Raw genomic sequence first — 24,610 nt, 5'->3', positions numbered from 1 at the left:
TTACTTACCTGCCTGCTGAGTGAGCACAGTCTTCACACGAGCGATATCGCGCTTGACTTGCGAGAGCAGGTGCGACTGCCCCAACTGGCCAGTCGCTTTCTGCATACGCAGATTGAACTGGTCGCGCAGCAGACCAAGCAATTGCTCGTTCAGTTGCTGAGCGGATTTTTCACGAAGTTCATTCGCTTTCATTACATCACCGTCCGCTTAACGAAGGAGGTAGCCAACGGCAGCTTTGCAGCAGCCAGGGCGAAAGCCTCACGGGCCAATTCCTCGGAAACGCCTTCGATTTCGTAGAGGACCTTGCCCGGCTGAATCTGGGCTACCCAGTATTCAACGCTACCCTTCCCTTTACCCATCCGCACTTCCAGGGGCTTCTTGGTAACCGGCTTGTCCGGGAACACACGGATCCAGATCTTGCCACCACGCTTGACGTGACGGGTCAGCGCACGACGCGCGGACTCGATTTGACGAGCGGTGAGGCGACCGCGAGCAACAGACTTCAGCGCGAACTCGCCGAAGCTGACTTTGCTACCGCGATGAGCCAGACCACGGTTGTGGCCGGTCATCTGCTTGCGGAATTTTGTACGCTTAGGTTGCAGCATTTGGCGTACCCCTTACTTAGCAGCTTTTTTGCGAGGCGCAGGAGCCATAGGCTTCAGCTCTTCTTGGCGACCACCAATCACTTCGCCTTTGAAGATCCAAACCTTGACACCGATCACACCGTAAGTGGTGTGCGCTTCGTAGGTGGCATAGTCGATATCGGCACGCAGGGTGTGCAGAGGCACACGACCTTCGCGGTACCACTCGGTACGCGCGATTTCAGCACCGCCCAAACGACCACTCACTTGGATTTTGATGCCCTTGGCACCAATGCGCATGGCGTTCTGTACAGCGCGCTTCATGGCGCGACGGAACATCACACGACGCTCCAGCTGCTGAGCTACGCTCTGCGCAACCAGCATACCGTCGAGCTCCGGCTTGCGGATCTCTTCGATATTGATGTGCACCGGCACACCCATTTGCTTGGTCAGGTCCTGACGCAGCTTCTCAACATCTTCACCTTTCTTGCCGATCACGATGCCGGGACGAGCGGTGTGGATGGTGATGCGTGCGGTTTGAGCCGGGCGATGGATATCGATGCGGCTTACGGACGCGCTTTTTAGTTTGTCTTGGAGATACTCACGGACTTTCAGATCCGCGAACAGGTAGTCCGCGTAAGTCCGGCCGTCTGCGTACCAGACGGAGGTATGATCCTTGACGATTCCCAGGCGGATGCCTACGGGATGTACTTTCTGACCCATCTCATCGACTCCGTTACTTGTCCGCAACCTTGACAGTGATATGGCAAGACCGCTTGACGATGCGATCAGCGCGGCCTTTGGCACGCGGCATGATGCGCTTAAGCGAACGCCCTTCGTTGACGAAAACGGTGGAGACCTTCAGGTCGTCCACGTCCGCGCCCTCGTTGTGCTCGGCGTTGGCAACGGCCGACTCCAGCACTTTCTTCATGATCTCGGCGGCTTTCTTGCTACTGAAAGCCAGCAGGTTGAGCGCTTCGCCCACCTTCTTCCCGCGGATCTGGTCGGCGACCAAGCGGGCTTTCTGGGCGGAGATGCGAGCGCCCGACAACTTAGCGGCTACTTCCATCGTTCCTTACCCCTTAACGCTTGGCTTTCTTGTCAGCCGCGTGCCCACGATAAGTGCGGGTAGCAGCGAACTCGCCGAGTTTGTGGCCGACCATGTCTTCGCTCACGAGGACCGGGACATGTTGACGACCGTTATGCACAGCGATGGTCAGACCGACCATCTGCGGCAGGATCATCGAGCGACGCGACCAGGTTTTAACCGGTTTGCGATCGTTCTTTTCCGCCGCCACTTCGACCTTCTTCAACAGGTGAAGATCGATAAAAGGACCTTTTTTCAGAGAACGTGGCACTGTCGTATCCCTCTATTTACTTGCGACGACGGACGATCATGTTATCGGTGCGCTTGTTACCACGAGTCTTCGCGCCCTTAGTCGGGAAGCCCCACGGCGACACCGGATGACGACCACCAGAGGTACGACCTTCACCACCACCATGCGGGTGATCGACCGGGTTCATGGCCACACCACGAACAGTCGGGCGAACGCCACGCCAGCGCGTAGCACCGGCTTTACCCAGCGAGCGCAGGCTGTGCTCGGAGTTCGAGACTTCGCCCAGGGTCGCACGGCACTCAGCCAGTACTTTGCGCATCTCGCCGGAGCGCAGACGCAGGGTCACATAGGCACCTTCTCGCGCAACCAGCTGAGCCGAAGCACCAGCGGAACGAGCGATCTGTGCACCTTTACCCGGTTTCAGCTCGATACCGTGAACGGTCGAACCCACCGGAATGTTGCGCAGCTGCAGGGTGTTACCCGGCTTGATCGGCGCCATGGAGCCGGAGATCAGCTGATCGCCAGCGCTCACGCCTTTCGGAGCGATGATGTAGCGACGCTCGCCGTCGGCGTACTTCAGCAGAGCGATGTGCGCAGTACGGTTCGGATCGTATTCGATGCGCTCAACGGTGGCCGGGATGCCATCCTTGTTGCGACGAAAATCGACCAGACGATAGTGCTGCTTGTGACCACCGCCAATGTGGCGAGTGGTGATGCGGCCGTTGTTGTTACGACCGCCAGACTTCGACTTCTTCTCCAGCAGCGGAGCATAAGGAGCGCCTTTGTGCAGCTCCGAATTGACCACTTTGACCACGAAACGGCGGCCAGCGGAAGTCGGTTTGCATTTAACAATTGCCATGATGCACCCCTTCCTTACTCAGCACTGCTGGTGAAATCGAGATCTTGGCCCGGCTGAAGGGAGATGATCGCCTTCTTCCAGTCGTTGCGCTTGCCCAGACCGCGAGCGGTACGCTTGCTCTTACCCAGAACGTTCTGAGTCGTCACGCGCTCCACTTTCACGCTGAACAGGCTTTCGACGGCCTTCTTGATTTCCAGCTTGGTTGCGTCAGTTGCAACCTTGAAAACGAACTGGCCTTGCTTGTCAGCCAGAACAGTGGCCTTCTCGGAGACGTGCGGGCCAAGCAGCACTTTGAATACGCGTTCCTGGTTCATCCCAGCAGCTCCTCGAACTTTTTCACTGCCGACACGGTGATCAACACCTTGTCGAAAGCGATCAGGCTGACCGGATCGGAACCTTGAACATCACGCACATCAACGTGCGGCAGGTTGCGAGCCGCCAGATACAGATTCTCGTCGACCGAATCAGCAACGATCAGCACGTCAGTCAGACCCAGGCCGTTCAGCTTGTTCAGCAGAACCTTGGTCTTCGGCGTGTCGACGGCGAAATCCGATACCACGATCAGACGATCGCTACGCACCAGCTCGGCGAGGATGGAGCGCATTGCGGCGCGGTACATCTTCTTGTTGAGCTTCTGCGAGTGATCCTGCGGACGAGCAGCGAAGGTCACGCCACCGCCACGCCAGATCGGACCACGAGTGGTACCAGCACGAGCACGGCCAGTACCCTTCTGACGCCACGGACGCTTACCGCCACCGGAGACATCAGAACGAGTTTTTTGCTGCTTGCTGCCTTGACGGCCAGCAGCCATGTAGGCCACGACAGCCTGATGCACCAGAGTTTCGTTGAACTCACCACCGAAGGTTTGCTCAGAAACCTCGATCGCTTGTGCGCCATTAACATTCAATTGCATGTCAGCTTCCCCTTAACCGCGAGCCTTGGCTGCCGGACGCACAATCACGTCGCCGCCCGGAGCGCCCGGAATGGCACCCTTGACCAGCAACAGATTACGTTCAGCATCCACGCGAACCACTTCCAGGGACTGCACGGTCACGCGCTCAGCGCCCATATGACCGGACATTTTTTTGCCCTTGAATACTCGACCAGGAGTCTGGCACTGGCCGATGGAACCGGGAGCGCGGTGGGAAACGGAGTTACCGTGGGTGTTGTCTTGACCACGGAAATTCCAGCGCTTGATGGTACCGGCGTAGCCCTTACCTTTGGATTGACCGGTCACGTCGACCAGTTGACCCGCTTGGAAGGTCTCGGCGCTGATCAGATCACCAGCTTGGTACTCACCGTCTTCGAGACGGAATTCCCAAACACCGCGACCAGCAGCAACGCTCGCCTTGGCGAAGTGACCTGCCTGGGCCTTGGTCACGCGAGAAGCACGACGCTCACCCACGGTAACCTGCACAGCGCGATAGCCATCGCTTTCTTCAGTTTTGAATTGGGTCACTCGATTCGGCTCAATCTCAATGACTGTAACCGGAATGGAGACACCTTCTTCGGTGAAAACGCGGGTCATGCCGCATTTACGACCGACTACACCAATAGTCATGTTGTAACCTCATGAGTGTACGGGGCTCTCACCCGCTATGGCCGCCCATTTCAGAGCGTTACACGACTAAAAACCGACGGTTTTTAGCCGAGGCTGATCTGCACTTCCACGCCTGCAGCAAGGTCGAGCTTCATCAGCGCGTCGACGGTTTTGTCCGTCGGCTGAACGATGTCCAGCACACGCTTATGAGTGCGAATCTCGTACTGGTCACGCGCGTCTTTGTTGACGTGCGGGGAGACCAACACAGTGAAACGCTCCTTGCGAGTAGGCAGAGGAATCGGACCACGCACCTGAGCACCAGTACGTTTCGCGGTTTCCACGATTTCCTGGGTGGATTGATCGATCAGGCGATGGTCAAAAGCCTTCAACCGAATACGGATTTGTTGGTTTTGCATTTTGACCTCAGACTCCAAGTTGCCATCCCCACCAGGCGCAATACGCCCGATAAAAGGAGGCGCAATTGTACGGATGCGTCTTGGGGGTGTCAATAAATGATCAACAAACAGAAAAGGCCCCGATTGGGGCCTTTTCTGCGCATCATCGATTACTCGATGACTTTGGCAACCACGCCGGCACCAACGGTACGGCCGCCTTCGCGAATTGCGAAGCGCAGGCCGTCTTCCATGGCAATCGGCTTGATCAGGGTGACAACCATTTTGATGTTGTCGCCCGGCATTACCATCTCAACGCCTTCCGGCAGCTCGCAGTTACCGGTCACGTCAGTGGTACGGAAGTAGAACTGCGGACGGTAGCCTTTGAAGAACGGGGTGTGACGACCACCTTCTTCTTTGCTCAGCACGTACACTTCAGCTTCGAACTTGGTATGCGGCTTGATGGTGCCTGGCTTGGCCAGAACCTGACCACGCTCCACGTCGTCACGCTTGGTGCCGCGCAGCAGGATACCGCAGTTCTCGCCAGCACGACCTTCGTCGAGCAGCTTGCGGAACATTTCCACGCCGGTGCAGGTGGTCTTGGTGGTGTCACGCAGACCAACGATCTCGATTTCTTCCTGGATCTTGACGATACCGCGCTCAACACGACCGGTAACCACGGTGCCGCGGCCGGAGATGGAGAACACGTCTTCGATCGGCATCAGGAACGGCTTGTCGATGGCACGAACCGGCTCCGGAATGTAGCTATCCAGAGTTTCAACCAGCTTCTTAACAGCGCTGGTGCCCATTTCGTTGTCGTCTTGACCGTTCAGAGCCATCAGCGCGGAGCCGATGATGATCGGAGTGTCGTCGCCCGGGAAGTCGTAGGTGGACAGCAGGTCACGGACCTCCATCTCAACCAGCTCGAGCAGCTCAGCGTCGTCAACCATGTCGGCCTTGTTCAGGAACACGACGATGTACGGAACGCCAACCTGACGGGACAGCAGGATGTGCTCGCGAGTCTGCGGCATCGGACCGTCGGCAGCCGAGCAAACCAGGATCGCGCCGTCCATCTGGGCAGCACCGGTGATCATGTTCTTCACATAGTCAGCGTGACCCGGGCAGTCAACGTGCGCGTAGTGACGTACGGACGAGTCGTACTCAACGTGAGCGGTGTTGATGGTGATACCACGAGCCTTTTCTTCCGGGGCGCTATCGATCTTGTCGAAATCGACACGGGCGCTACCGAAAACTTCGGAGCAGACGCGGGTCAGAGCAGCGGTCAGAGTAGTTTTACCGTGGTCGACGTGACCGATGGTGCCTACGTTGACGTGCGGTTTGTTACGTTCGAATTTTTCTTTAGCCACGACAGTGAACCTCTTGCCTAAAGGGCTGAATCAGCCTTGTTTTTTAACCAGTGCTTCGACGATGTTCGACGGAGCCTCGGAGTACTTGGAGAATTCCATGGAGTAGCTTGCGCGACCCTGGGACATGGAGCGGACGTCGGTCGCATAACCGAACATCTCACCCAGCGGAACCTCGGCACGGATAACTTTACCGGAAACCGAGTCTTCCATACCCTGGATCAGACCACGCCGACGGTTCAGGTCACCCATCACGTCACCCATGTAGTCCTCAGGGGTTACCACCTCAACCTTCATGATCGGCTCAAGCACAACACCACCGCCCTTCTGAGCGAGTTGCTTGGTCGCCATGGAGGCCGCCACCTTGAACGCCATCTCGTTGGAGTCGACGTCGTGGTAGGAACCATCGAACACGGTCGCCTTCAGACCGATAAGCGGATAGCCGGCGACAACGCCGTTCTTCATCTGCTCTTCGATGCCCTTCTGGATCGCCGGGATGTATTCCTTCGGAACCACACCACCGACAACTTCGTTAACGAACACCAGACCTTCCTGACCTTCGTCAGCCGGCGCGAAGCGAATCCAGCAGTGACCGAACTGGCCACGACCACCGGACTGGCGTACGAACTTGCCTTCGATCTCGCAGTTCTTGGTGATCTTCTCGCGGTAGGAAACCTGCGGCTTACCGATATTGGCCTCGACGTTGAATTCGCGGCGCATACGGTCAACCAGGATGTCCAGGTGCAGCTCACCCATACCGGAGATGATGGTCTGGCCGGTCTCTTCGTCAGTCTTGACGCGGAACGACGGGTCTTCCTGAGCGAGCTTGCCCAGTGCGATACCCATCTTCTCCTGGTCAGCCTTGGTTTTCGGCTCAACAGCCACCGAAATTACCGGCTCCGGGAAGTCCATACGCTCGAGGATGATCGGCTGGTCGGCATTGCACAGGGTGTCACCAGTAGTGACGTCCTTCATGCCGATCAGCGCGGCGATATCACCCGCGCGCACTTCCTTGATCTCGTCACGCTGGTTGGCGTGCATCTGCACCATACGACCAACGCGCTCTTTCTTACCCTTGACCGAGTTGATCACGGAGTCGCCAGAGCTGAGGAAGCCCGAATAGACACGAACGAAGGTCAGAGTACCAACGAACGGATCGGTGGCAATCTTGAACGCCAGGGCCGAGAACGGCTCGCTGTCGTCAGCATGACGCTCGTCGTAGTCGCTGTCGGTGAGCTCTTCTTTCGGCTTCTCGATGAGGTCCGGGTGGATACCCTTGATCGCCGGGATTTCGGTCGGAGCAGGCAGGAAGTCGATGACAGCGTCGAGAACCAGGGGAACGCCCTTGTTCTTGAACGAAGAACCGCAGACGGCCGGAACGATCTCGCTGGCCAGGGTGCGCGCGCGCAGGCCGGCCTTGATCTCGGCGACGGTCAGCTCGCCCTCTTCGAGGTACTTGTTCATCAGCTCTTCGTTGGCTTCGGCGGCTGCCTCAACCATGTTCGAGCGCCACTCGGTAGCGAGATCCAGCAGCTCAGCCGGAATCTCTTCCTCGCGATAGGTGGTGCCCTTGTCGTCATCGTTCCAGTAGATCGCCTTCATCTTGATCAGATCGATCTGACCTTCGAAGTTCTCTTCTGCACCAATGGCCAACTGGATCGGCACCGGAGTATGACCCAGACGGCTCTTGATCTGACCGACGACGCGCAGGAAGTTGGCACCAGCACGGTCCATCTTGTTCACGTAGACAACACGTGGAACGCCGTACTTGTTGGCCTGACGCCATACGGTTTCGGACTGCGGCTCAACACCGGAGGTGCCGCAGAACACCACGACCGCGCCGTCAAGCACGCGCAGCGAACGCTCTACTTCAATGGTGAAGTCAACGTGGCCGGGGGTGTCGATGACGTTTACGCGATAGTTGTCGTACTGACCAACGGAACCTTTCCAGAAGGTGGTAACGGCAGCGGAGGTAATGGTGATACCACGCTCCTGCTCCTGCACCATCCAGTCGGTGGTAGCAGCGCCGTCGTGCACTTCACCCATCTTGTGGCTGAGGCCTGTGTAAAACAAGATCCGCTCGGTAGTAGTGGTCTTGCCCGCGTCAACGTGGGCGCAGATACCAATATTACGGTAGCGGTTAATCGGGGTAGTACGAGCCATAAAGCCCTCGCAAATTTAGAAGCGCGAAAATTAGAAGCGGTAGTGCGAGAACGCTTTGTTGGCTTCGGCCATGCGATGCACGTCTTCACGCTTCTTAACTGCAGCACCTTTGCCTTCTGCAGCATCCAGCAGCTCGCCAGCAAGGCGCAGAGCCATGGACTTCTCGCCACGCTTGCGGGCGTAATCCACCAGCCAGCGCATGGCCAGAGCGTTACGACGGGACGGACGAACTTCGACCGGAACCTGGTAAGTCGCACCGCCTACACGGCGGGACTTCACTTCGACCAGCGGAGCGATGGCGTCGAGAGCTTTCTCGAAGATCTCCAGGGGATCGCTGTTCTTGCGCGCTTTGACAGTGTCCAGAGCGCCGTAAACGATGCGCTCAGCGACAGCTTTCTTGCCGCTTTCCATCACGTGGTTCATGAATTTGGCGAGAATCAGGCTTCCGTATTTCGGATCGTCCAGAATCTCACGCTTAGCTGCTACACGACGTCTTGGCATGATAAGCCCTCAAAACGGTCTTCAGGTTAGCCCGGGACCATAACCAGAAAGTTACGCCCGACCTTACTCTTATCGACTCAACAAAAAGAAAAATGGCGAACCGAATTACTTCGGACGCTTGGTACCGTACTTGGAACGACCCTGCTTACGGTCTTTGACGCCGGTGGTATCCAGCGAACCGCGCACGGTGTGATAACGCACACCCGGCAAGTCTTTGACACGACCGCCACGGATCAGCACAACGCTGTGCTCCTGGAGGTTGTGACCCTCACCACCGATGTAGGAGGTGACTTCAAAGCCGTTGGTCAAACGAACACGGCACACTTTACGCAGTGCGGAGTTCGGTTTCTTCGGCGTGGTGGTGTACACGCGAGTGCACACGCCACGGCGCTGCGGGCAGTTCTGCAGCGCAGGCACGTCGCTCTTCTCGACGAGGCGCTTGCGCGGCTGGCGTACCAGCTGGTTGATAGTTGCCATCTACTAGCTCCACTGTTGTCTTTCGACGCTATTTACTACAACAAAAGCAAAATGGCAGAGCGAGGCGCCCTGCCAAATTTAGGGGTGCATGAGTCTAAAGAGCTTCCCGCACCCCGTCAAGGCGACCCCAGAGCCAAACCGGCTCCGAGGCCACACTCAATTACAGATTGTTGAGCGCTTCCGACAGCTGGGCTTCCGCCTCGCTGGCGCTGACCTGAACCGGCTTGCCTGCATCACGCTTGCGCTTGCGCTCGGAGTGATAGGCCAGACCGGTACCGGCCGGAATCAAGCGACCAACCACGACGTTTTCCTTCAGGCCGCGCAGGAAGTCGCGCTTGCCGGTAACCGCCGCCTCGGTGAGGACGCGGGTGGTTTCCTGGAAGGAGGCTGCCGAGATGAACGACTCGGTGGACAACGAGGCCTTGGTGATACCGAGCAGCACGCGCTCGTACTTCGCCGGGAAGCGATCGTCCGAACCGAGTTTCTCGTTCTCTTCCAGCACCTGAGTCAGCTCGACCTGGTCGCCCTTGATGAAGCTGGAATCACCGGACTCCGCCACTTCGACCTTGCGCAGCATCTGCCGCAGGATGGTCTCGATGTGCTTGTCGTTGATCTTCACACCTTGCAGGCGGTACACGTCCTGGATCTCGTTGACGATGTACTTGGCCAGCGCGCTGACACCCAGCAGGCGCAGGATGTCGTGCGGGTTGCTCGGACCGTCGGAGATGACTTCACCGCGGTTCACTTGCTCGCCTTCGAAGACGTTCAGGTGACGCCACTTCGGAATCAGCTCTTCGTACGGATCGCTGCCATCGGTCGGGGTGATGACCAGACGACGCTTGCCTTTGGTTTCCTTGCCGAAGGAGATCGTGCCGCTGATTTCCGCCAGGATCGACGGCTCTTTCGGACGACGCGCTTCGAACAGGTCGGCAACGCGCGGCAGACCACCGGTGATGTCGCGGGTCTTCGAGGTTTCCTGCGGGATACGGGCGATTACGTCACCCACACCCACCTGGGCACCGTCAGCCACGCCGACCAGGGCGTTGGCTGGCAGGAAGTACTGCGCCGGCACGTCGGTGCCCGGCAGCAGCAGCTCCTTGCCGCTGGCATCGACCAGCTTGACCGCCGGACGAATGTCCTTGCCGGCCGCCGGACGATCCTTCGGATCCATGATTTCGATGTTGGTCAGACCGGTCAGTTCGTCGGTCTGACGCTTGACCGTGATGCCCTCTTCCATGCCCACGAAGGTCACGGTACCGGCCATCTCGGTGACGATCGGGTGGGTGTGCGGATCCCACTTGGCGACGATCGCGCCAGCGTCGACCTTGTCACCTTCCTTGACCGAAATCACCGCACCGTACGGCAGCTTGTAACGCTCGCGCTCGCGACCGAAGTCATCGGCAATCGCCAGCTCGCCGGAGCGGGAGACCGCCACCAGGTTGCCGTCGAGGCGCTCGACGTGCTTCAGGTTGTGCAGACGCACGGTGCCGCCGTTCTTCACCTGGACGCTGTCGGCGGCCGAAGTCCGGCTCGCCGCACCACCGATGTGGAAGGTCCGCATGGTCAGCTGGGTACCCGGCTCACCGATCGACTGCGCGGCGATAACGCCGACCGCCTCGCCGATGTTGACCTGATGCCCGCGAGCCAGATCGCGGCCGTAGCACTTGGCGCAGATGCCGTAACGGGTTTCGCAGCTGATCGGCGAACGCACGATCACTTCGTCGATGCTGGCACGCTCGATGAACTCGACCCATTGCTCGTCGACCAGGGTACCGGCCGGCACGATGACTTCATCGGTGCCCGGCTTGAACACGTCACGCGCAATCACGCGACCGAGGACGCGCTCGCCCAACGGCTCGACGACGTCGCCGCCTTCGATGTGCGGCGTCATCAGCAGACCGTGTTCGGTGCCGCAATCGACTTCGGTCACCACCAGGTCCTGGGCGACGTCGACCAGACGACGGGTCAGGTAACCGGAGTTCGCGGTTTTCAACGCGGTATCCGCAAGACCCTTACGGGCACCGTGGGTGGAAATGAAGTACTGCAGAACCGACAGACCTTCGCGGAAGTTCGCGGTGATCGGCGTCTCGATGATCGAGCCGTCCGGCTTGGCCATCAGGCCCCGCATACCAGCGAGCTGGCGAATCTGCGCAGCCGAACCCCGGGCACCGGAGTCAGCCATCATGTACATGGAGTTGAAGGACTCCTGGTCGACTTCCTTGCCTTCGCGGTCGATGACCTTCTCCTTCGAGAGGTTGGCCATCATCGCCTTGGACACTTCGTCGTTGGCCTTCGACCACAGGTCGATCACCTTGTTGTACTTCTCGCCCTGGGTCACCAGGCCGGAGGCGTACTGGCTCTCGATCTCCTTCACTTCCTCGGTGGCGGCGTCGATGATGCGCGCCTTCTCGTCCGGAATGACGAAGTCGTTGACGCCGATCGACACACCGGAAATGGTCGAGTAGGCGAAGCCGGTGTACATCAACTGGTCAGCGAAGATCACGGTGTCTTTCAGGCCGACCGTGCGGTAGCACTGGTTGATCAGCTTGGAGATCGCCTTCTTCTTCATCGACTGGTTGACCACGTCGAACGGCAGGCCAGCAGGCACCACTTGGAACAGCAGCGCACGGCCGACGGTGGTGTCGACGATACGGGTGTTCTTGACGATGCTGCCGTCCTTCTGCTTGACGGTCTCGTTGATGCGCACCTTGACCTTGGCGTGCAGCGAAGCCTCGCCGGCGCGGAATACCCGGTCGACTTCCTGCAGGTCGGCGAACACGCGGCCTTCGCCCTTGGCGTTGATCGCTTCGCGGGTCATGTAGTACAGACCCAAGACCACGTCCTGCGACGGCACGATGATCGGCTCGCCGTTGGCTGGCGAGAGGATGTTGTTGGTCGACATCATCAGCGCGCGCGCCTCCAGCTGAGCCTCGAGGGTCAGCGGGACGTGCACAGCCATCTGGTCACCGTCGAAGTCGGCGTTGTACGCCGCGCAGACCAGCGGGTGCAGCTGGATCGCCTTACCTTCGATGAGGACCGGCTCGAACGCCTGGATACCCAGACGGTGCAGAGTCGGTGCACGGTTGAGCAGCACGGGGTGTTCGCGGATGACTTCGGCGAGCACGTCCCACACTTCCGGCAGCTCGCGCTCGACCATCTTCTTCGCGGCTTTGATGGTGGTGGCCAGGCCACGCATTTCCAGCTTGCCGAAAATGAATGGCTTGAACAGCTCGAGGGCCATCTTCTTCGGCAGACCGCACTGGTGCAGACGCAGGGTCGGGCCCACGGTAATTACCGAACGACCGGAGTAGTCCACGCGCTTACCGAGCAGGTTCTGACGGAAGCGACCTTGCTTACCTTTGATCATGTCGGCCAGCGACTTCAGCGGACGCTTGTTCGAGCCGGTGATGGCGCGACCGCGACGGCCGTTGTCGAGCAGGGCGTCGACCGCCTCCTGCAGCATGCGCTTTTCGTTGCGCACGATGATATCCGGCGCAGCCAGATCGAGCAGGCGCTTCAGACGGTTGTTACGGTTGATCACCCGGCGATACAGGTCGTTCAGGTCGGAAGTCGCGAAACGACCGCCGTCCAGCGGTACCAGCGGACGCAGGTCCGGCGGCAGAACCGGCAGCACGGTCAGGACCATCCACTCCGGACGGTTGCCGGAGTCCTTGAAGGCTTCCATCAGCTTCAGGCGCTTGGACAGCTTCTTGATCTTGGTTTCCGAGTTGGTCTGCGGAATCTCTTCGCGCAGGCGACCGATCTCGTGGTCCAGGTCGATGGCGTTGAGCAGTTCGCGCACTGCTTCGGCACCCATGCGGGCGTCGAAATCGTCACCGAACTCTTCGATGGCTTCGAAGTACTGCTCGTCGTTGAGCAGCTGACCTTTTTCCAGGGTGGTCATGCCCGGATCGATCACCACGTAGCTCTCGAAATAGAGCACGCGTTCGATGTCACGCAGGGTCATGTCCAGCAGCAGGCCGATACGCGACGGCAGCGACTTGAGGAACCAGATGTGGGCGACCGGCGAAGCCAGCTCGATGTGCGCCATGCGCTCACGACGGACCTTGGCCAGGGCGACTTCCACGCCGCACTTCTCGCAGATCACGCCGCGGTGCTTGAGGCGCTTGTACTTGCCGCACAGGCACTCGTAGTCCTTCACCGGGCCAAAGATCTTGGCGCAGAACAGGCCATCACGCTCCGGCTTGAAGGTGCGGTAGTTGATGGTCTCCGGCTTCTTCACTTCACCGAACGACCACGAGCGGATCATCTCAGGCGACGCCAACCCGATGCGGATAGCGTCGAACTCTTCGATTTGACCCTGGTTTTTCAACAAATTCAGTAGGTCTTTCAAGGCCTTTCCTCCTGACGGAGCAGGGAGCGAGGCAACCCCCACTCCCAATACGCGTCACGTGTTATTCGGTTTCCAGATCGATGTCGATACCGAGCGAACGGATCTCTTTGATCAGCACGTTGAAGGACTCGGGCATGCCCGGCTCCATGCGGTGATCGCCGTCCACGATGTTTTTGTACATCTTGGTCCGGCCGTTCACGTCGTCCGACTTCACGGTCAGCATTTCCTGCAGGGTGTAGGCGGCGCCATAGGCTTCCAGCGCCCAGACCTCCATCTCCCCGAAACGCTGACCACCGAACTGCGCCTTACCACCCAGCGGCTGCTGGGTAACCAGGCTGTAGGAGCCAGTGGAACGCGCGTGCATCTTGTCGTCGACCAGGTGGTTCAGCTTGAGCATGTACATGTAGCCGACGGTGGTCGGGCGCTCGAACTGGTTACCGGTACGACCGTCGAACAGGCGCATCTGACCGCTTTCCGGCAGGTCAGCGAGCTTGAGCATCTTCTTGATCTCGCTCTCTTTCGCGCCATCGAACACAGCAGTCGCCATCGGCACGCCACCACGCAGGTTGTTGGCAAGCTTCTGGATTTCCAGATCGCTCAGCTCGTCCAGATTCTCCTGGCGGCCACCCACCTCGTTGTAGATCTCGTGCAGGAACTTGCGCAGCTCGGCGATCTTACGCTGCTCTTCGAGCATGCGATTGATCTTCTCGCCCAGGCCCTTGGCCGCGAGGCCCAGGTGGGTTTCGAGAATCTGCCCAACGTTCATACGCGACGGTACGCCCAGCGGGTTGAGGACGATGTCGACCGGGGTGCCATTGGCATCGTGCGGCATGTCTTCAACCGGCATGATCACCGAGACCACACCCTTGTTACCGTGACGACCGGCCATCTTGTCGCCCGGCTGGATGCGGCGGCGAATCGCCAGGTACACCTTGACGATCTTCAGCACGCCCGGCGCCAGGTCATCGCCCTGTTGCAGCTTGCGCTTCTTGTCTTCGAACTTGTCGTCGAGCAGCTGGCGGCGGTCGGAGATGTAGGCCTGGGCCTTCTCCAACTGCTCGTTCAGCGCGTCTTCGGCCATGCGCAGCTTGAACCACTGACCACGCTCGAGACCGTCGAGGAACTCGTCGGTGATCTCCGCGCCTTTCTTCAGGCCGGCACCGCCTTCGGCTTTCTTGCCGACCAGGGCGGAACGCAGACGCTCGAAGGTCGCACCTTCGACGATGCGGAACTCCTCGTTGAGGTCCTTGCGGATCTCGTCGAGTTGCATCTTCTCGATGGCCAGCGCACGCGAATCGCGCTCCACGCCGTCACGGGTGAAGACCTGGACGTCGATCACCGTGCCCTTGGTGCCGGTAGGCACGCGCAGGGAGGTGTCTTTCACGTCGCTGGCCTTCTCACCGAAGATCGCGCGCAGCAGCTTCTCTTCCGGGGTCAGCTGGGTTTCGCCCTTCGGCGTGACCTTGCCGACCAGGATGTCGCCCGGGCCGACTTCGGCGCCGACGTAGACGATACCGGCCTCGTCCAGCTTGTTCAGTGCGGCTTCACCGACGTTCGGGATGTCCGAGGTGATTTCCTCTGGGCCGAGCTTGGTGTCACGCGCCACACAGGTCAGTTCCTGAATGTGGATCGTGGTGAAGCGATCTTCCTGGACCACACGCTCCGAAAGGAGGATGGAGTCTTCGAAGTTGTAACCGTTCCACGGCATGAACGCGACGCGCATGTTCTGGCCGAGGGCCAGCTCACCCATGTCGGTGGACGGACCGTCGGCAAGAATGTCGCTGCGTGCAACCTTGTCACCTTTCTGTACCAGCGGACGCTGGTTGATGCAGGTGTTCTGGTTGGAGCGGGTGTACTTGGTCAGGTTGTAGATGTCGACACCGGCTTCACCGGTTTCCACTTCATCGTCGTTGACGCGGACCACGATACGGCTGGCGTCAACCGAGTCGATCACCCCGCCACGACGGGCCACGACGCAGACGCCGGAGTCACGGGCGACGTTGCGCTCCATGCCGGTACCGACCAACGGCTTGTCGGAACGCAGGGTCGGCACCGCCTGACGCTGCATGTTCGAGCCCATGAGTGCGCGGTTGGCGTCGTCGTGCTCGAGGAACGGGATCAGCGACGCGGCGACGGAAACCACCTGCTTCGGCGACACGTCCATCAGGGTCACGTCTTCCGGCGCCTTGACGGTGAACTCGTTGAGGTGACGCACGGCCACCAGCTCGTCGACCAGCTGGCCCTTGTCGTTCATCGCCGCGGAGGCCTGGGCGATCACGTGATCGGCCTCTTCGATGGCGGAGAGGAACACGATTTCGTCGGTGACCAGGGTGTCCTTGACCACCCGGTACGGGCTTTCCAGGAAGCCGTACTGGTTGGTGCGGGCGTAGGCGGCCAGCGAGTTGATCAGACCGATGTTCGGACCTTCCGGGGTTTCGATCGGGCAGACGCGACCATAGTGGGTCGGGTGCACGTCACGCACTTCGAAGCCGGCACGCTCACGGGTCAGACCGCCCGGGCCAAGCGCGGAGACGCGGCGCTTGTGGGTGATCTCGGAGAGCGGGTTGTTCTGGTCCATGAACTGCGACAGCTGGCTGGAACCGAAGAACTCCTTCACCGCCGCCGCGACCGGCTTGGCGTTGATCAGATCCTGCGGCATCAGGCCTTCGCTTTCGGCCATCGACAGACGTTCCTTGACCGCGCGCTCGACGCGCACCAGGCCCACGCGGAACTGGTTCTCGGCCATCTCGCCGACGCAACGGACGCGACGGTTACCCAGGTGGTCGATGTCGTCGACGATGCCCTTGCCGTTACGGATGTCGACCAGGGTCTTCAGCACGTCGACGATGTCTTCGCGGCTGAGCACGCCCGAGCCTTCGATCTCGCTGCGACCGATGCGACGGTTGAACTTCATGCGGCCGACGGCAGACAGGTCGTAACGCTCGGCACTGAAGAACAGGTTGTTGAACAGGGTCTCGGCAGCGTCCTTGGTTGGCGGCTCGCCGGGACGCATCATGCGGTAGATCTCGACCAGCGCGTCCAGCTGATTGGCGGTGGAGTCGATCTTCAGCGTGTCGGAGATGAACGGACCGCAATCGATGTCGTTGGTGTACAGCGTCTCGATGCGCACGACCTGCGCCTTGGCGATCTTCACCAGCAGGTCGGTGGTCAGCTCGACGTTGCACTCGGCGATGATTTCGCCGGTAGCCGGGTGCACGATGGCCTTGGCCGTGGTGCGACCGACGACGTAGTCGAGCGGAACTTCCAGCTCCTTGATACCGGCCTTGTCGAGCTGATTGATGTGACGCGCAGTGATGCGGCGACCCTGCTCGACGATGACCTTGCCTTTCTCGTCCTTGATATCGAGGACAGCGACTTCACCGCGCAGACGCTGCGGCACCAGTTCCAGACTGAGCGACTCGCCCGTCACATGGAACACGTTGGTGGCGTAGAAGCTGTCGAGGATTTCCTCGGTGCTGTAGCCCAGGGCGCGCAGCAGCACGCTGGCCGGCAGCTTGCGGCGACGGTCGATACGGACGAACACGGCGTCCTTCGGATCGAACTCGAAGTCCAGCCAGGAACCGCGGTACGGAATGATCCGCGCGGAGTACAGCAGCTTGCCGGAGCTGTGGGTCTTGCCACGGTCGTGGTCGAAGAACACGCCCGGGGAGCGGTGCAGCTGAGACACGATGACGCGCTCGGTACCGTTGATGATGAAGGTACCGTTCTCGGTCATCAGGGGGATTTCCCCCATGTAGACTTCTTGCTCTTTGATGTCCTTGATCGCTTTGTTCGACGATTCTTTGTCGAAAATGATCAGGCGCACTTTGACCCGCAGCGGTACGGCGAAGGTCACGCCACGCAGCACGCACTCTTTGACGTCGAACGCCGGCTCGCCCAGGCGATAGCCGACGTACTCGAGAGCGGCGTTGCCGGAATAGCTGATGATCGGGAATACGGACTTGAAGGCCGCATGCAGGCCAACGTCGCGGAGATGCTCCTTGCCCGCCCCTTGCTGCAGGAATTCGCGATACGAATCCAGCTGGATGGCCAGGAGGTACGGCACATCCATCACGTCCGGCAACTTGCTAAAGTCCTTGCGGATACGTTTTTTCTCAGTGTATGAGTAAGCCATCAGCGTTCCCCAGCTTGGTCACCTGCTTGTTTGGCCACACCCGGCGGGTGCAGCCAGAAAATCGTGCAAACTCGCGGTTTGCGCCGCCTTGAGGCGGAGTTTCCCGCTATGGAGCAGCCACTCAGAGGCCGCCCATAACGGAAAAAGGCCGGTGGCAAATGCCACCAGCCGCCAGCCTTTTGCTTAACGCGCGGGCTGTTGACGCAAGATCGTCGCTTACTTGAGCTCGACCTTGGCGCCAGCTTCTTCCAGAGCCTTTTTGGCTGCTTCGGCTTCGTCTTTCGACGCGCCTTCTTTGACCGGGCCCGGAGCGCCGTCAACCACAGCCTTGGCTTCTTTCAGGCCCAGACCGGTCAGTTCACGAACGACCTTGATCACGTTCACTTTCTTGTCGCCAGCTTCGGCCAGGAAAATGGTGAACTCGGTTTGCTCTTCGACAGCGGCAGCGGCAACAGCCGGGCCAGCAGCAACAGCAGCGGCGGCGGTAACGCCGAACTTCTCTTCCATCGCCTTGATCAGTTCAACGACCTGCATGACGGACATTTCGGAAACGGCGTTGATGATATCTTCGTTGGTCAGAGCCATGACTCTAATTCCTGTATTGAGCGACAGCCTTCGCGGCCATCAAATTGAATATTTAATGTGAAGTTGCAGTGCGCCTGGATTAGGCAGCAGCCGCTTCCTTCTGATCGCGAATAGCCGCCAGAGTACGAGCCAGCTTGCTGGTAGCGCCTTGGATCACGCTCATCAGCTGCGAAATGGCTTCGTCGTAGGTCGGCAGGGTTGCCAGTACGTCGATCTGATTGGCTGCGATGAACTTGCCTTCGAACGCAGCTGCCTTGATCTCGAACTTGTCCTGACCCTTGGCGAACTCCTTGAAGATACGGGCAGCAGCGCCCGGATGTTCGTTGGAGAAGGCAATCAGGGTCGGGCCTTTGAACACGTCGCCGAGCACTTCGAAACTAGTGCCTTCGACGGCGCGACGAGCCAGGGTGTTACGTACGACTTTGACGTACACACCAGCCTCGCGGGCCTCTTTACGGAGTCCGGTCATAGCGCCCACAGTCACGCCACGGGCATCAGCCACGACAGCAGACAGGGCAGCCTTGGCAGCCTCGTTGACTTCAGCGACGATGGCCTTCTTGTCTTCGAGTTTAATTGCCACGGGATTTCTCCTGGTTATTACCGTTTCACCCAACCGGGGCCGGGTGTCGTTTTGGTGTCTGATTCGGTAAGGAATCGGGAGCACCATCTGCGTAGGCTGGTGGTTTAAGGCTTGCGCCACCTACGGTCTTGGATAGCCCCCGCCAGGCAGGGACCCCAATTTTGGCAGCTGACGGAGCGAGCCCCGCCAGCCTTAACACTTATGCGTCGAGCGAAGCCTGATCGATCAGCAGACCCGGGCCCATGGTGGTGCTCAGGGTCACGCGCTTGACGTAGATGCCTTTGGCCGAAGCCGGCTTCAGACGCTTCAGGTCGTTCAGCAGCGCTTCAACGTTTTCCTTCAGCTTGACGGCCTCGAAGCCGACTTTGCCGACGGAGGCGTGAATGATGCCGTTCTTGTCGGTGCGATAGCGGATCTGACCGGCTTTGGCGTTTTTCACCGCAGTGGCCACGTCCGGAGTCACGGTACCGACTTTCGGGTTCGGCATCAGGCCGCGCGGGCCGAGAACCTGACCCAGCTGACCCACGACGCGCATGGCGTCCGGGGAAGCGATGACCACGTCATAGTTCAGGTCGCCGCCTTTCATTTCGGCAGCCAGATCATCCATACCTACGCGATCGGCGCCGGCAGCCAGAGCGGCTTCAGCAGCCGGACCCTGGGTAAACACGGCTACGCGCACGGTCTTACCGGTGCCGTGCGGCAGCACGGTGGCGCTACGCACGACCTGGTCGGATTTACGCGGGTCCACACCCAGGTTCACGGCGATGTCGAACGACTCGGTGAACTTGACGGCGGACAGCTCGGCCAGCAGGCCAGCCGCTTCTTCGAAGCCATATGCCTTGCCAGCTTCGATCTTGGCCGCAAAGGCCTTTTGGCGCTTGGTCAACTTAGCCATTACACACCCTCCACGTTCAGGCCCATGCTGCGAGCGGAGCCGGCGATCGTACGCACGGCGGCATCCAGGTCAGCAGCAGTCAGGTCGGCATTCTTGGCCTTCGCGATATCTTCCAGCTGAGCACGGGTAACGGTGCCCACTTTCTGGGTATTCGGACGGCTCGAGCCGCTCTGAATACCGGCTGCTTTCTTCAGCAGAACCGAAGCCGGGGTGCTTTTGGTTTCAAAAGTGAAGCTGCGGTCGCTGTAAACGGTGATGATCACCGGAGTCGGCAGACCAGGCTCCATGCCTTGAGTCTTGGCGTTGAACGCCTTGCAGAACTCCATAATGTTCACGCCGTGCTGACCCAGCGCCGGGCCGACGGGTGGCGACGGGTTGGCCTGACCGGCCTTCACTTGCAGCTTGATATAAGCTTGAATCTTCTTAGCCATGAGCTACTCCAATATCGGGTGCTAGCGCCTGACGGCTCCCCGGTTGACATCTAATTATCCCAGCGACGACAAAACCCCGCAGCCATCAGCTGCGGGGTGTGGGATTCGTTTTTCAGTTACGCCTTTTCGACCTGACTGAACTCCAACTCGACCGGCGTTGAACGACCAAAGATCGTTACCGCCACCTGGATGCGACTCTTCTCGTAGTTGACTTCTTCAACCACGCCGCTGAAATCGGCAAACGGCCCATCGATAACCCGGACCATTTCGCCCGGCTCAAACAGCGTCTTCGGCTTAGGCTTGTCGCCACTGTCGGCCACACGACGCAGAATCGCATCAGCCTCTTTGTCAGTGATCGGCGCCGGCTTGTCGGCGGTACCACCAATGAAGCCCATGACACGCGGGGTATCCTTGACCAAGTGCCAAGTTGCCTCGCTCATTTCCATCTGAACCAGCACATAGCCCGGGAAGAACTTGCGTTCGCTTTTGCGCTTCTGGCCGTTACGCATCTCCACCACTTCTTCGGTGGGAACCAGAATTTCGCCGAACACATCCTCCATGCCAGCCAGCTTCACGCGCTCGATAAGCGAGCGCATCACATGCTTCTCGTAGCCCGAGTAAGCATGCACAACGTACCAACGCTTAGCCACGAGACACCTTTAACCTACGATCGAAGAAACTAGCCAGCCGAGCAGGGAGTCAACCCCCCACAACAGCAGCGACATCACCAGAACAACGGCAACGACAATCAACGTCGTCTGCATTGTCTCTTGACGGCTCGGCCAAACAACTTTGCGAATCTCGGTGCGCGCCTCTTTCACCAAAGCGAAAAAGAGCCGCCCCCTGGCCGTCTGCAGCGCAATGAATGCAGCCACGACAGCAAGCACGAGCAGACCGAGAACACGATAGAGGATGGGCTCGCCCGAGAAATACTGATTACCTACCACCCCAACCACCACCAAAGCAGCGGCAGCGAGCCACTTCAGCAGATCGAGGCGAGAATCTTTGGCCTCAGCCTTAGCATTCATCTACGAGCATCCTGTAAAGAAAGCCAGCCCCAAGAGGGAATCTGGCAGGTCAGGAGGGAATCGAACCCCCAACCTACGGTTTTGGAGACCGTCGCTCTGCCAATTGAGCTACTGACCTATAACAAAAATCAGGCCGGGCATTATGCCGACCCGAAAGAACGAGATCAACCAATTACTCGATGATCCTGGCAACCACGCCCAAGCCAGCAGCACGACCACCCTCACGAATCACAAGACACGAAGCATCTCTCATGGCGACCGGCACAACCACCTCAGTGATTCACCCCATACAGGCCGACCGTATCGCCATTAAAACAAAGGCAGATATCAAGATATCTGCCTTTGTTAAGTGGAGCTCATGAGCGGATTTGAACCGCTGACCTCACCCTTACCAAGGGTGTGCTCTACCAGCTGAGCTACATGAGCGAAACACATCGCATAAACCACAAACCTGGAGCGGGTAGCGGGAATCGAACCCGCATCATCAGCTTGGAAGGCTGAGGTTCTACCACTGAACTATACCCGCGGCGCCCGCAGTTCACGCTAAATCTGGTGGAGGGAGAAGGATTCGAACCTTCGAAGTCTATGACGTCAGATTTACAGTCTGATCCCTTTGGCCACTCGGGAATCCCTCCAATCGGGAGGCGGCATTTTCATTGCCAGCCCACCCACTGTCAAGCATTTTCTCATTAAAAAACCTGAGGTTAGCAACGCCGACAGCATGCTCGCAGACCTTTCAAACCAGGCCAGCCTGCGAAGCGGGCGCCATTCTATGCAAACTACGGAGCGGTTGCAACGCTTTCGCACGGCATAAGTTGATGCTGCAGACCGGCGAAATCGGCGGATAGCATCAGCAGCATGGGATTGTCGACCAGACGCCGGCTCTCCGGCGCCACACGCACCCAGTAGCTGCGATGTGCACGCGCGAGCTCGCGCATCAGCGGCTCATAACCAGCCTCGCGTAGACGCTGCATGACGCTCTCTGCCGACTCGCTACGCGGAAACATCCCCAGCGAGATACCGTCGGTCAAATCGCCCTGGGTAATGATGTAGCTATCGATCTTGCGCGCCTGCAACTCCTTCAGCTGCCGCAAGGACGCCTGTCGCGAGGCAAGCGGTGCGAGGTACACCCAGTAGTCGACACCCGACGGAGCATCGACGCTACGCAGTTCAGCGTCGACATCCAAGCTGGTCATCCGCTGCAACACTGCCCTGGCGGCATCCTCCCCTTCGAAGCCCCCCAGGAAGAGGCATGCCTCCGGCTCAGCGGCAGCACTTGGCCGAACTTCGCTGCCGGGATGGCGCACCTGTGGCTTTTCCGCCTCGCTCAGTAAGCGAATACCTTGACGGACGTCCTGATGCAGGGAGAGCGGTGCCACCTCCTTTACACGAAGCGGCGTCTGCTGCTGATGCCAGACGTAGTAAAAAAGATTCAAAACCAGCAGCAGCAAAAATAGCCAACGCATAGAGCTCAACCTCAAGGCAGCGGGCAGGCGACCGCCAGGCCAGAAAATATCAAGTCAGGCGCTAAGCGGGCGCGCGGCAGCATCTGCGCAAGCAATTTGGCATCGCCGCCCGTCAAGTAAGTTTCAAACCCATCACCCCAGTAGCCTCGCGCAATCTCAAGCTGGGCCTGTACAAAACCTTTCAGCATCAGCACGCAACCACGCTCGACCGCCTCAACCGTGGAGCGGCCCGGCTCCAACGAGACCAACGCCTCCAGTGCGGCGGCATCGTCATAACGAATCCTCCGGGTGTGGGTCCTCAGCTGATTGCGCATCAAGGGCATACCTGGGCAAATGAACCCGCCCAGGTGCTGACCATCTGGCGCCACGAAGTCCGACGTCACGGCCGTGCCGAGGTCAAGCACCAGACAGGCGCCTGGAGACTGCTGATAAGCACCCAGGATGGCCAACCAGCGATCCAGCCCCAGGCGCGCAAAATCCTCGTAGCCGTTGCGGACACCACCGCGCGACAGCTCCGGCCGCGCGCAGCACGCATCGATGCCGAAATGCCCGGCAATAAATGCAACCAGCTCCGCCGTCTCCTCATCGCTACGCACACTGACCAGCCGCGCGTGCGCCAGTGCAAGCGCCGGAATGGCCTGCAGCGCCCGCTCAAGCTCCTCCATTACTCCCACCGAACCGAACGCGACGATCCCCGTCTGCGCCGGCGACAGCACGCGCCACTTGATGAAGCTGTTGCCGCAATCAAGCTCAAGAATCATTGCGCAGCCTCAAGCTGAGCTCACCGCCACTGTAGTGGCGCTCACCGTCGTTTGTTTCCAACCGCAAGGCCCCCTGATTATCGATCCCCAACACCCGACCTTCGATGCACTGAGCGCCAGAGGTCAAAACCGCCGAGCACCCCTGCCAAAGGTGATTCGCCTCCCACTCAGCGCGCAAAGCGGAGAAACCTTTTTCGCGATGCAGCCGGAGGCACTCCCCCAGGCGTCGATTCAACACCGTCACCAAGGCAGTCCGATCGCACAACGCGCCAAGCTCTAGCGCAACGGAGGTCCACGGCTGATCAATCGCCTCATCTGTGGCGCGCATATTGGCATTGATCCCAATGCCAACCACCACGTGACAGACATCCGCCGGATCGCCGGTTAACTCAAGCAAAATGCCGGCGATTTTCTTGCCGTTGACCAGGATGTCGTTGGGCCATTTCAACCCTGCCGACGATACGCCAAGCTCGCGCAAAGATTGCAGGACCGCCAGGCCAACCACCAGACTCAACCCTTCCAGCTGCGCAGCGCCATTCTCCAGCCTAAAAACCAGGCTGTAGTAGAGATTCTCCGCAAACGGGCTAACCCAATCGCGTCCGCGACGTCCGCGACCCGCAGTTTGGCTTTCCGCCAGCACAACCACCGGCGATTGAGTGCCGCCACTCAGACTACGTAGCGCTTCGGCATTGGTGGAGTCCACGCGCTCATGGAGACGCAGCTCCCACCCCTCATCAGCACAGCTAGAAACTAGCTGCCCCGCATTCAGCAGCGAGATTGGATTTTCCAACCGGTAACCCCGACCACGGACTCGGTGAATTGTTACACCCAGCTCGGACTCCATGATCTGCAGCTGCTTCCAGACCGCACTGCGACTAACCCCGAGCGCAGTCCCCAAGACCGAGCCCGAATGAAACGAGCCGTCCTGCAAAAGTTCCAGTAACGTATTCATGATCGGACCGAACTCCCAGCAAGGCGGGCATCATAGCCATGACGCGCGCGATTGCCTAGAAAGGAGATTTTCCGCACTCCAAAGAAAAACCCCCGACCTGCTTACGCAGATCGGGGGTTCGGTATAGGTGCTTGACGATGACCTACTCTCACATGGGGAGACCCCACACTACCATCGGCGATGAGTCGTTTCACTACTGAGTTCGGGAA

25 protein-coding genes, 4 tRNA genes and 1 rRNA gene are annotated in these 24,610 nt (G+C 59.3%); all 30 read right to left on the bottom strand.

Annotation, left to right across the window (positions count from 1 at the left end):
- Entirely contained in the window at positions 1-192 is a 192-nt protein-coding gene (rpmC, locus tag JQX08_RS18595; RefSeq protein WP_205349912.1) for a 50S ribosomal protein L29, read from the bottom strand.
- Entirely contained in the window at positions 192-605 is a 414-nt protein-coding gene (gene rplP / locus JQX08_RS18590; RefSeq protein ID WP_205349911.1) for a 50S ribosomal protein L16, read from the bottom strand. The genes rpmC and rplP overlap by 1 nt, the downstream gene beginning before the upstream one ends.
- A 12-nt stretch (positions 606-617) precedes the next feature.
- Positions 618-1,304 (bottom strand): 30S ribosomal protein S3, encoded by a 687-nt coding sequence (gene rpsC / locus JQX08_RS18585; RefSeq protein WP_205349910.1) that lies wholly within the window; start codon positions 1,302-1,304, stop codon positions 618-620.
- 13 nt (positions 1,305-1,317) lie between these two features.
- Positions 1,318-1,650 carry a 50S ribosomal protein L22 gene (gene rplV, locus JQX08_RS18580; protein WP_003103908.1) on the bottom strand — a complete coding sequence of 111 codons (333 nt, stop codon included), beginning with the start codon at positions 1,648-1,650 and terminating at the stop codon, positions 1,318-1,320.
- Positions 1,651-1,663: 13 nt separating this feature from the next.
- The gene (gene rpsS, locus JQX08_RS18575; RefSeq protein WP_190422803.1) at positions 1,664-1,939 is read right to left on the bottom strand and encodes a 30S ribosomal protein S19; all 276 of its coding nucleotides are present in this window, start codon (positions 1,937-1,939) and stop codon (positions 1,664-1,666) included.
- 16 nt (positions 1,940-1,955) lie between these two features.
- Positions 1,956-2,777, bottom strand: coding sequence for a 50S ribosomal protein L2 (gene rplB, locus JQX08_RS18570; protein ID WP_205349909.1), 822 nt, complete (start codon positions 2,775-2,777; stop codon positions 1,956-1,958).
- Positions 2,778-2,791: 14 nt separating this feature from the next.
- Positions 2,792-3,091, bottom strand: coding sequence for a 50S ribosomal protein L23 (rplW, locus tag JQX08_RS18565; protein WP_205349908.1), 300 nt, complete (start codon positions 3,089-3,091; stop codon positions 2,792-2,794).
- Positions 3,088-3,690, bottom strand: a complete 603-nt coding sequence (gene rplD, locus JQX08_RS18560; protein WP_205349907.1) for a 50S ribosomal protein L4 — start codon at positions 3,688-3,690, stop codon at positions 3,088-3,090. Before rplD ends, rplW begins: the two co-directional genes overlap by 4 nt.
- 12 nt (positions 3,691-3,702) lie before the next feature.
- A complete protein-coding gene (rplC, locus tag JQX08_RS18555) occupies positions 3,703-4,338 on the bottom strand; it encodes a 50S ribosomal protein L3 (RefSeq protein ID WP_205349906.1) in 636 nt (211 codons plus the stop codon).
- An 83-nt stretch (positions 4,339-4,421) separates the two neighbouring features.
- Entirely contained in the window at positions 4,422-4,733 is a 312-nt protein-coding gene (rpsJ, locus tag JQX08_RS18550; protein WP_003186070.1) for a 30S ribosomal protein S10, read from the bottom strand.
- 149 nt (positions 4,734-4,882) lie between these two features.
- Complete coding sequence (gene tuf, locus JQX08_RS18545) at positions 4,883-6,076, bottom strand: elongation factor Tu (RefSeq protein ID WP_205349905.1); 1,194 nt, start codon at positions 6,074-6,076, stop codon at positions 4,883-4,885.
- 30 nt (positions 6,077-6,106) lie between these two features.
- Positions 6,107-8,236: an elongation factor G gene (fusA, locus tag JQX08_RS18540; RefSeq protein ID WP_205349904.1), complete on the bottom strand. Its 2,130-nt coding sequence runs from the start codon at positions 8,234-8,236 to the stop codon at positions 6,107-6,109.
- A 30-nt stretch (positions 8,237-8,266) separates the two neighbouring features.
- A complete protein-coding gene (rpsG, locus tag JQX08_RS18535; RefSeq protein WP_205349903.1) occupies positions 8,267-8,737 on the bottom strand; it encodes a 30S ribosomal protein S7 in 471 nt (156 codons plus the stop codon).
- Positions 8,738-8,842: 105 nt separating this feature from the next.
- Positions 8,843-9,214, bottom strand: coding sequence for a 30S ribosomal protein S12 (gene rpsL, locus JQX08_RS18530; protein ID WP_110683332.1), 372 nt, complete (start codon positions 9,212-9,214; stop codon positions 8,843-8,845).
- A gap of 160 nt (positions 9,215-9,374) precedes the next feature.
- Positions 9,375-13,568: a DNA-directed RNA polymerase subunit beta' gene (rpoC, locus tag JQX08_RS18525; RefSeq protein WP_205349902.1), complete on the bottom strand. Its 4,194-nt coding sequence runs from the start codon at positions 13,566-13,568 to the stop codon at positions 9,375-9,377.
- 61 nt (positions 13,569-13,629) lie between these two features.
- Entirely contained in the window at positions 13,630-17,703 is a 4,074-nt protein-coding gene (rpoB, locus tag JQX08_RS18520; RefSeq protein WP_205349901.1) for a DNA-directed RNA polymerase subunit beta, read from the bottom strand.
- Positions 17,704-17,919: 216 nt separating this feature from the next.
- Entirely contained in the window at positions 17,920-18,288 is a 369-nt protein-coding gene (rplL, locus tag JQX08_RS18515) for a 50S ribosomal protein L7/L12 (protein WP_205349900.1), read from the bottom strand.
- A 79-nt stretch (positions 18,289-18,367) separates the two neighbouring features.
- A complete protein-coding gene (gene rplJ, locus JQX08_RS18510) occupies positions 18,368-18,868 on the bottom strand; it encodes a 50S ribosomal protein L10 (protein WP_205349899.1) in 501 nt (166 codons plus the stop codon).
- A gap of 199 nt (positions 18,869-19,067) precedes the next feature.
- A complete protein-coding gene (rplA, locus tag JQX08_RS18505) occupies positions 19,068-19,763 on the bottom strand; it encodes a 50S ribosomal protein L1 (protein ID WP_205349898.1) in 696 nt (231 codons plus the stop codon).
- Entirely contained in the window at positions 19,763-20,194 is a 432-nt protein-coding gene (gene rplK / locus JQX08_RS18500) for a 50S ribosomal protein L11 (protein ID WP_205349897.1), read from the bottom strand. Before rplK ends, rplA begins: the two co-directional genes overlap by 1 nt.
- A gap of 116 nt (positions 20,195-20,310) precedes the next feature.
- A complete protein-coding gene (gene nusG, locus JQX08_RS18495; RefSeq protein WP_205349896.1) occupies positions 20,311-20,844 on the bottom strand; it encodes a transcription termination/antitermination protein NusG in 534 nt (177 codons plus the stop codon).
- 9 nt (positions 20,845-20,853) lie between these two features.
- Positions 20,854-21,222, bottom strand: coding sequence for a preprotein translocase subunit SecE (secE, locus tag JQX08_RS18490; RefSeq protein ID WP_205349895.1), 369 nt, complete (start codon positions 21,220-21,222; stop codon positions 20,854-20,856).
- 42 nt (positions 21,223-21,264) lie between these two features.
- Positions 21,265-21,340, bottom strand: a tRNA-Trp gene (locus JQX08_RS18485).
- A 232-nt stretch (positions 21,341-21,572) separates the two neighbouring features.
- Positions 21,573-21,648 (bottom strand) — tRNA-Thr (locus JQX08_RS18480).
- A 26-nt stretch (positions 21,649-21,674) separates the two neighbouring features.
- Positions 21,675-21,748, bottom strand: a tRNA-Gly gene (locus JQX08_RS18475).
- A gap of 24 nt (positions 21,749-21,772) precedes the next feature.
- Positions 21,773-21,857 (bottom strand) — tRNA-Tyr (locus tag JQX08_RS18470).
- Between the two features lie 144 nt (positions 21,858-22,001).
- Positions 22,002-22,688, bottom strand: a complete 687-nt coding sequence (locus JQX08_RS18465) for an SPOR domain-containing protein (RefSeq protein ID WP_205349894.1) — start codon at positions 22,686-22,688, stop codon at positions 22,002-22,004.
- 11 nt (positions 22,689-22,699) lie between these two features.
- Positions 22,700-23,449, bottom strand: a complete 750-nt coding sequence (locus JQX08_RS18460) for a pantothenate kinase (RefSeq protein ID WP_205349893.1) — start codon at positions 23,447-23,449, stop codon at positions 22,700-22,702.
- Complete coding sequence (gene birA / locus JQX08_RS18455) at positions 23,439-24,401, bottom strand: bifunctional biotin--[acetyl-CoA-carboxylase] ligase/biotin operon repressor BirA (RefSeq protein WP_205349892.1); 963 nt, start codon at positions 24,399-24,401, stop codon at positions 23,439-23,441. Before birA ends, JQX08_RS18460 begins: the two co-directional genes overlap by 11 nt.
- A gap of 129 nt (positions 24,402-24,530) precedes the next feature.
- A 5S ribosomal RNA gene (gene rrf, locus JQX08_RS22450) occupies positions 24,531-24,610 on the bottom strand; the annotation flags it as partial.

Origin of the sequence: Zestomonas insulae (assembly GCF_016901015.1) — a bacterium.
GTDB classification, from domain to species: Bacteria; Pseudomonadota; Gammaproteobacteria; order Pseudomonadales; family Pseudomonadaceae; genus Aquipseudomonas; species Aquipseudomonas insulae.
Note: the sequence above shows the minus strand (reverse complement) of the source record. Positions and strands in the feature narration are given on the sequence as shown.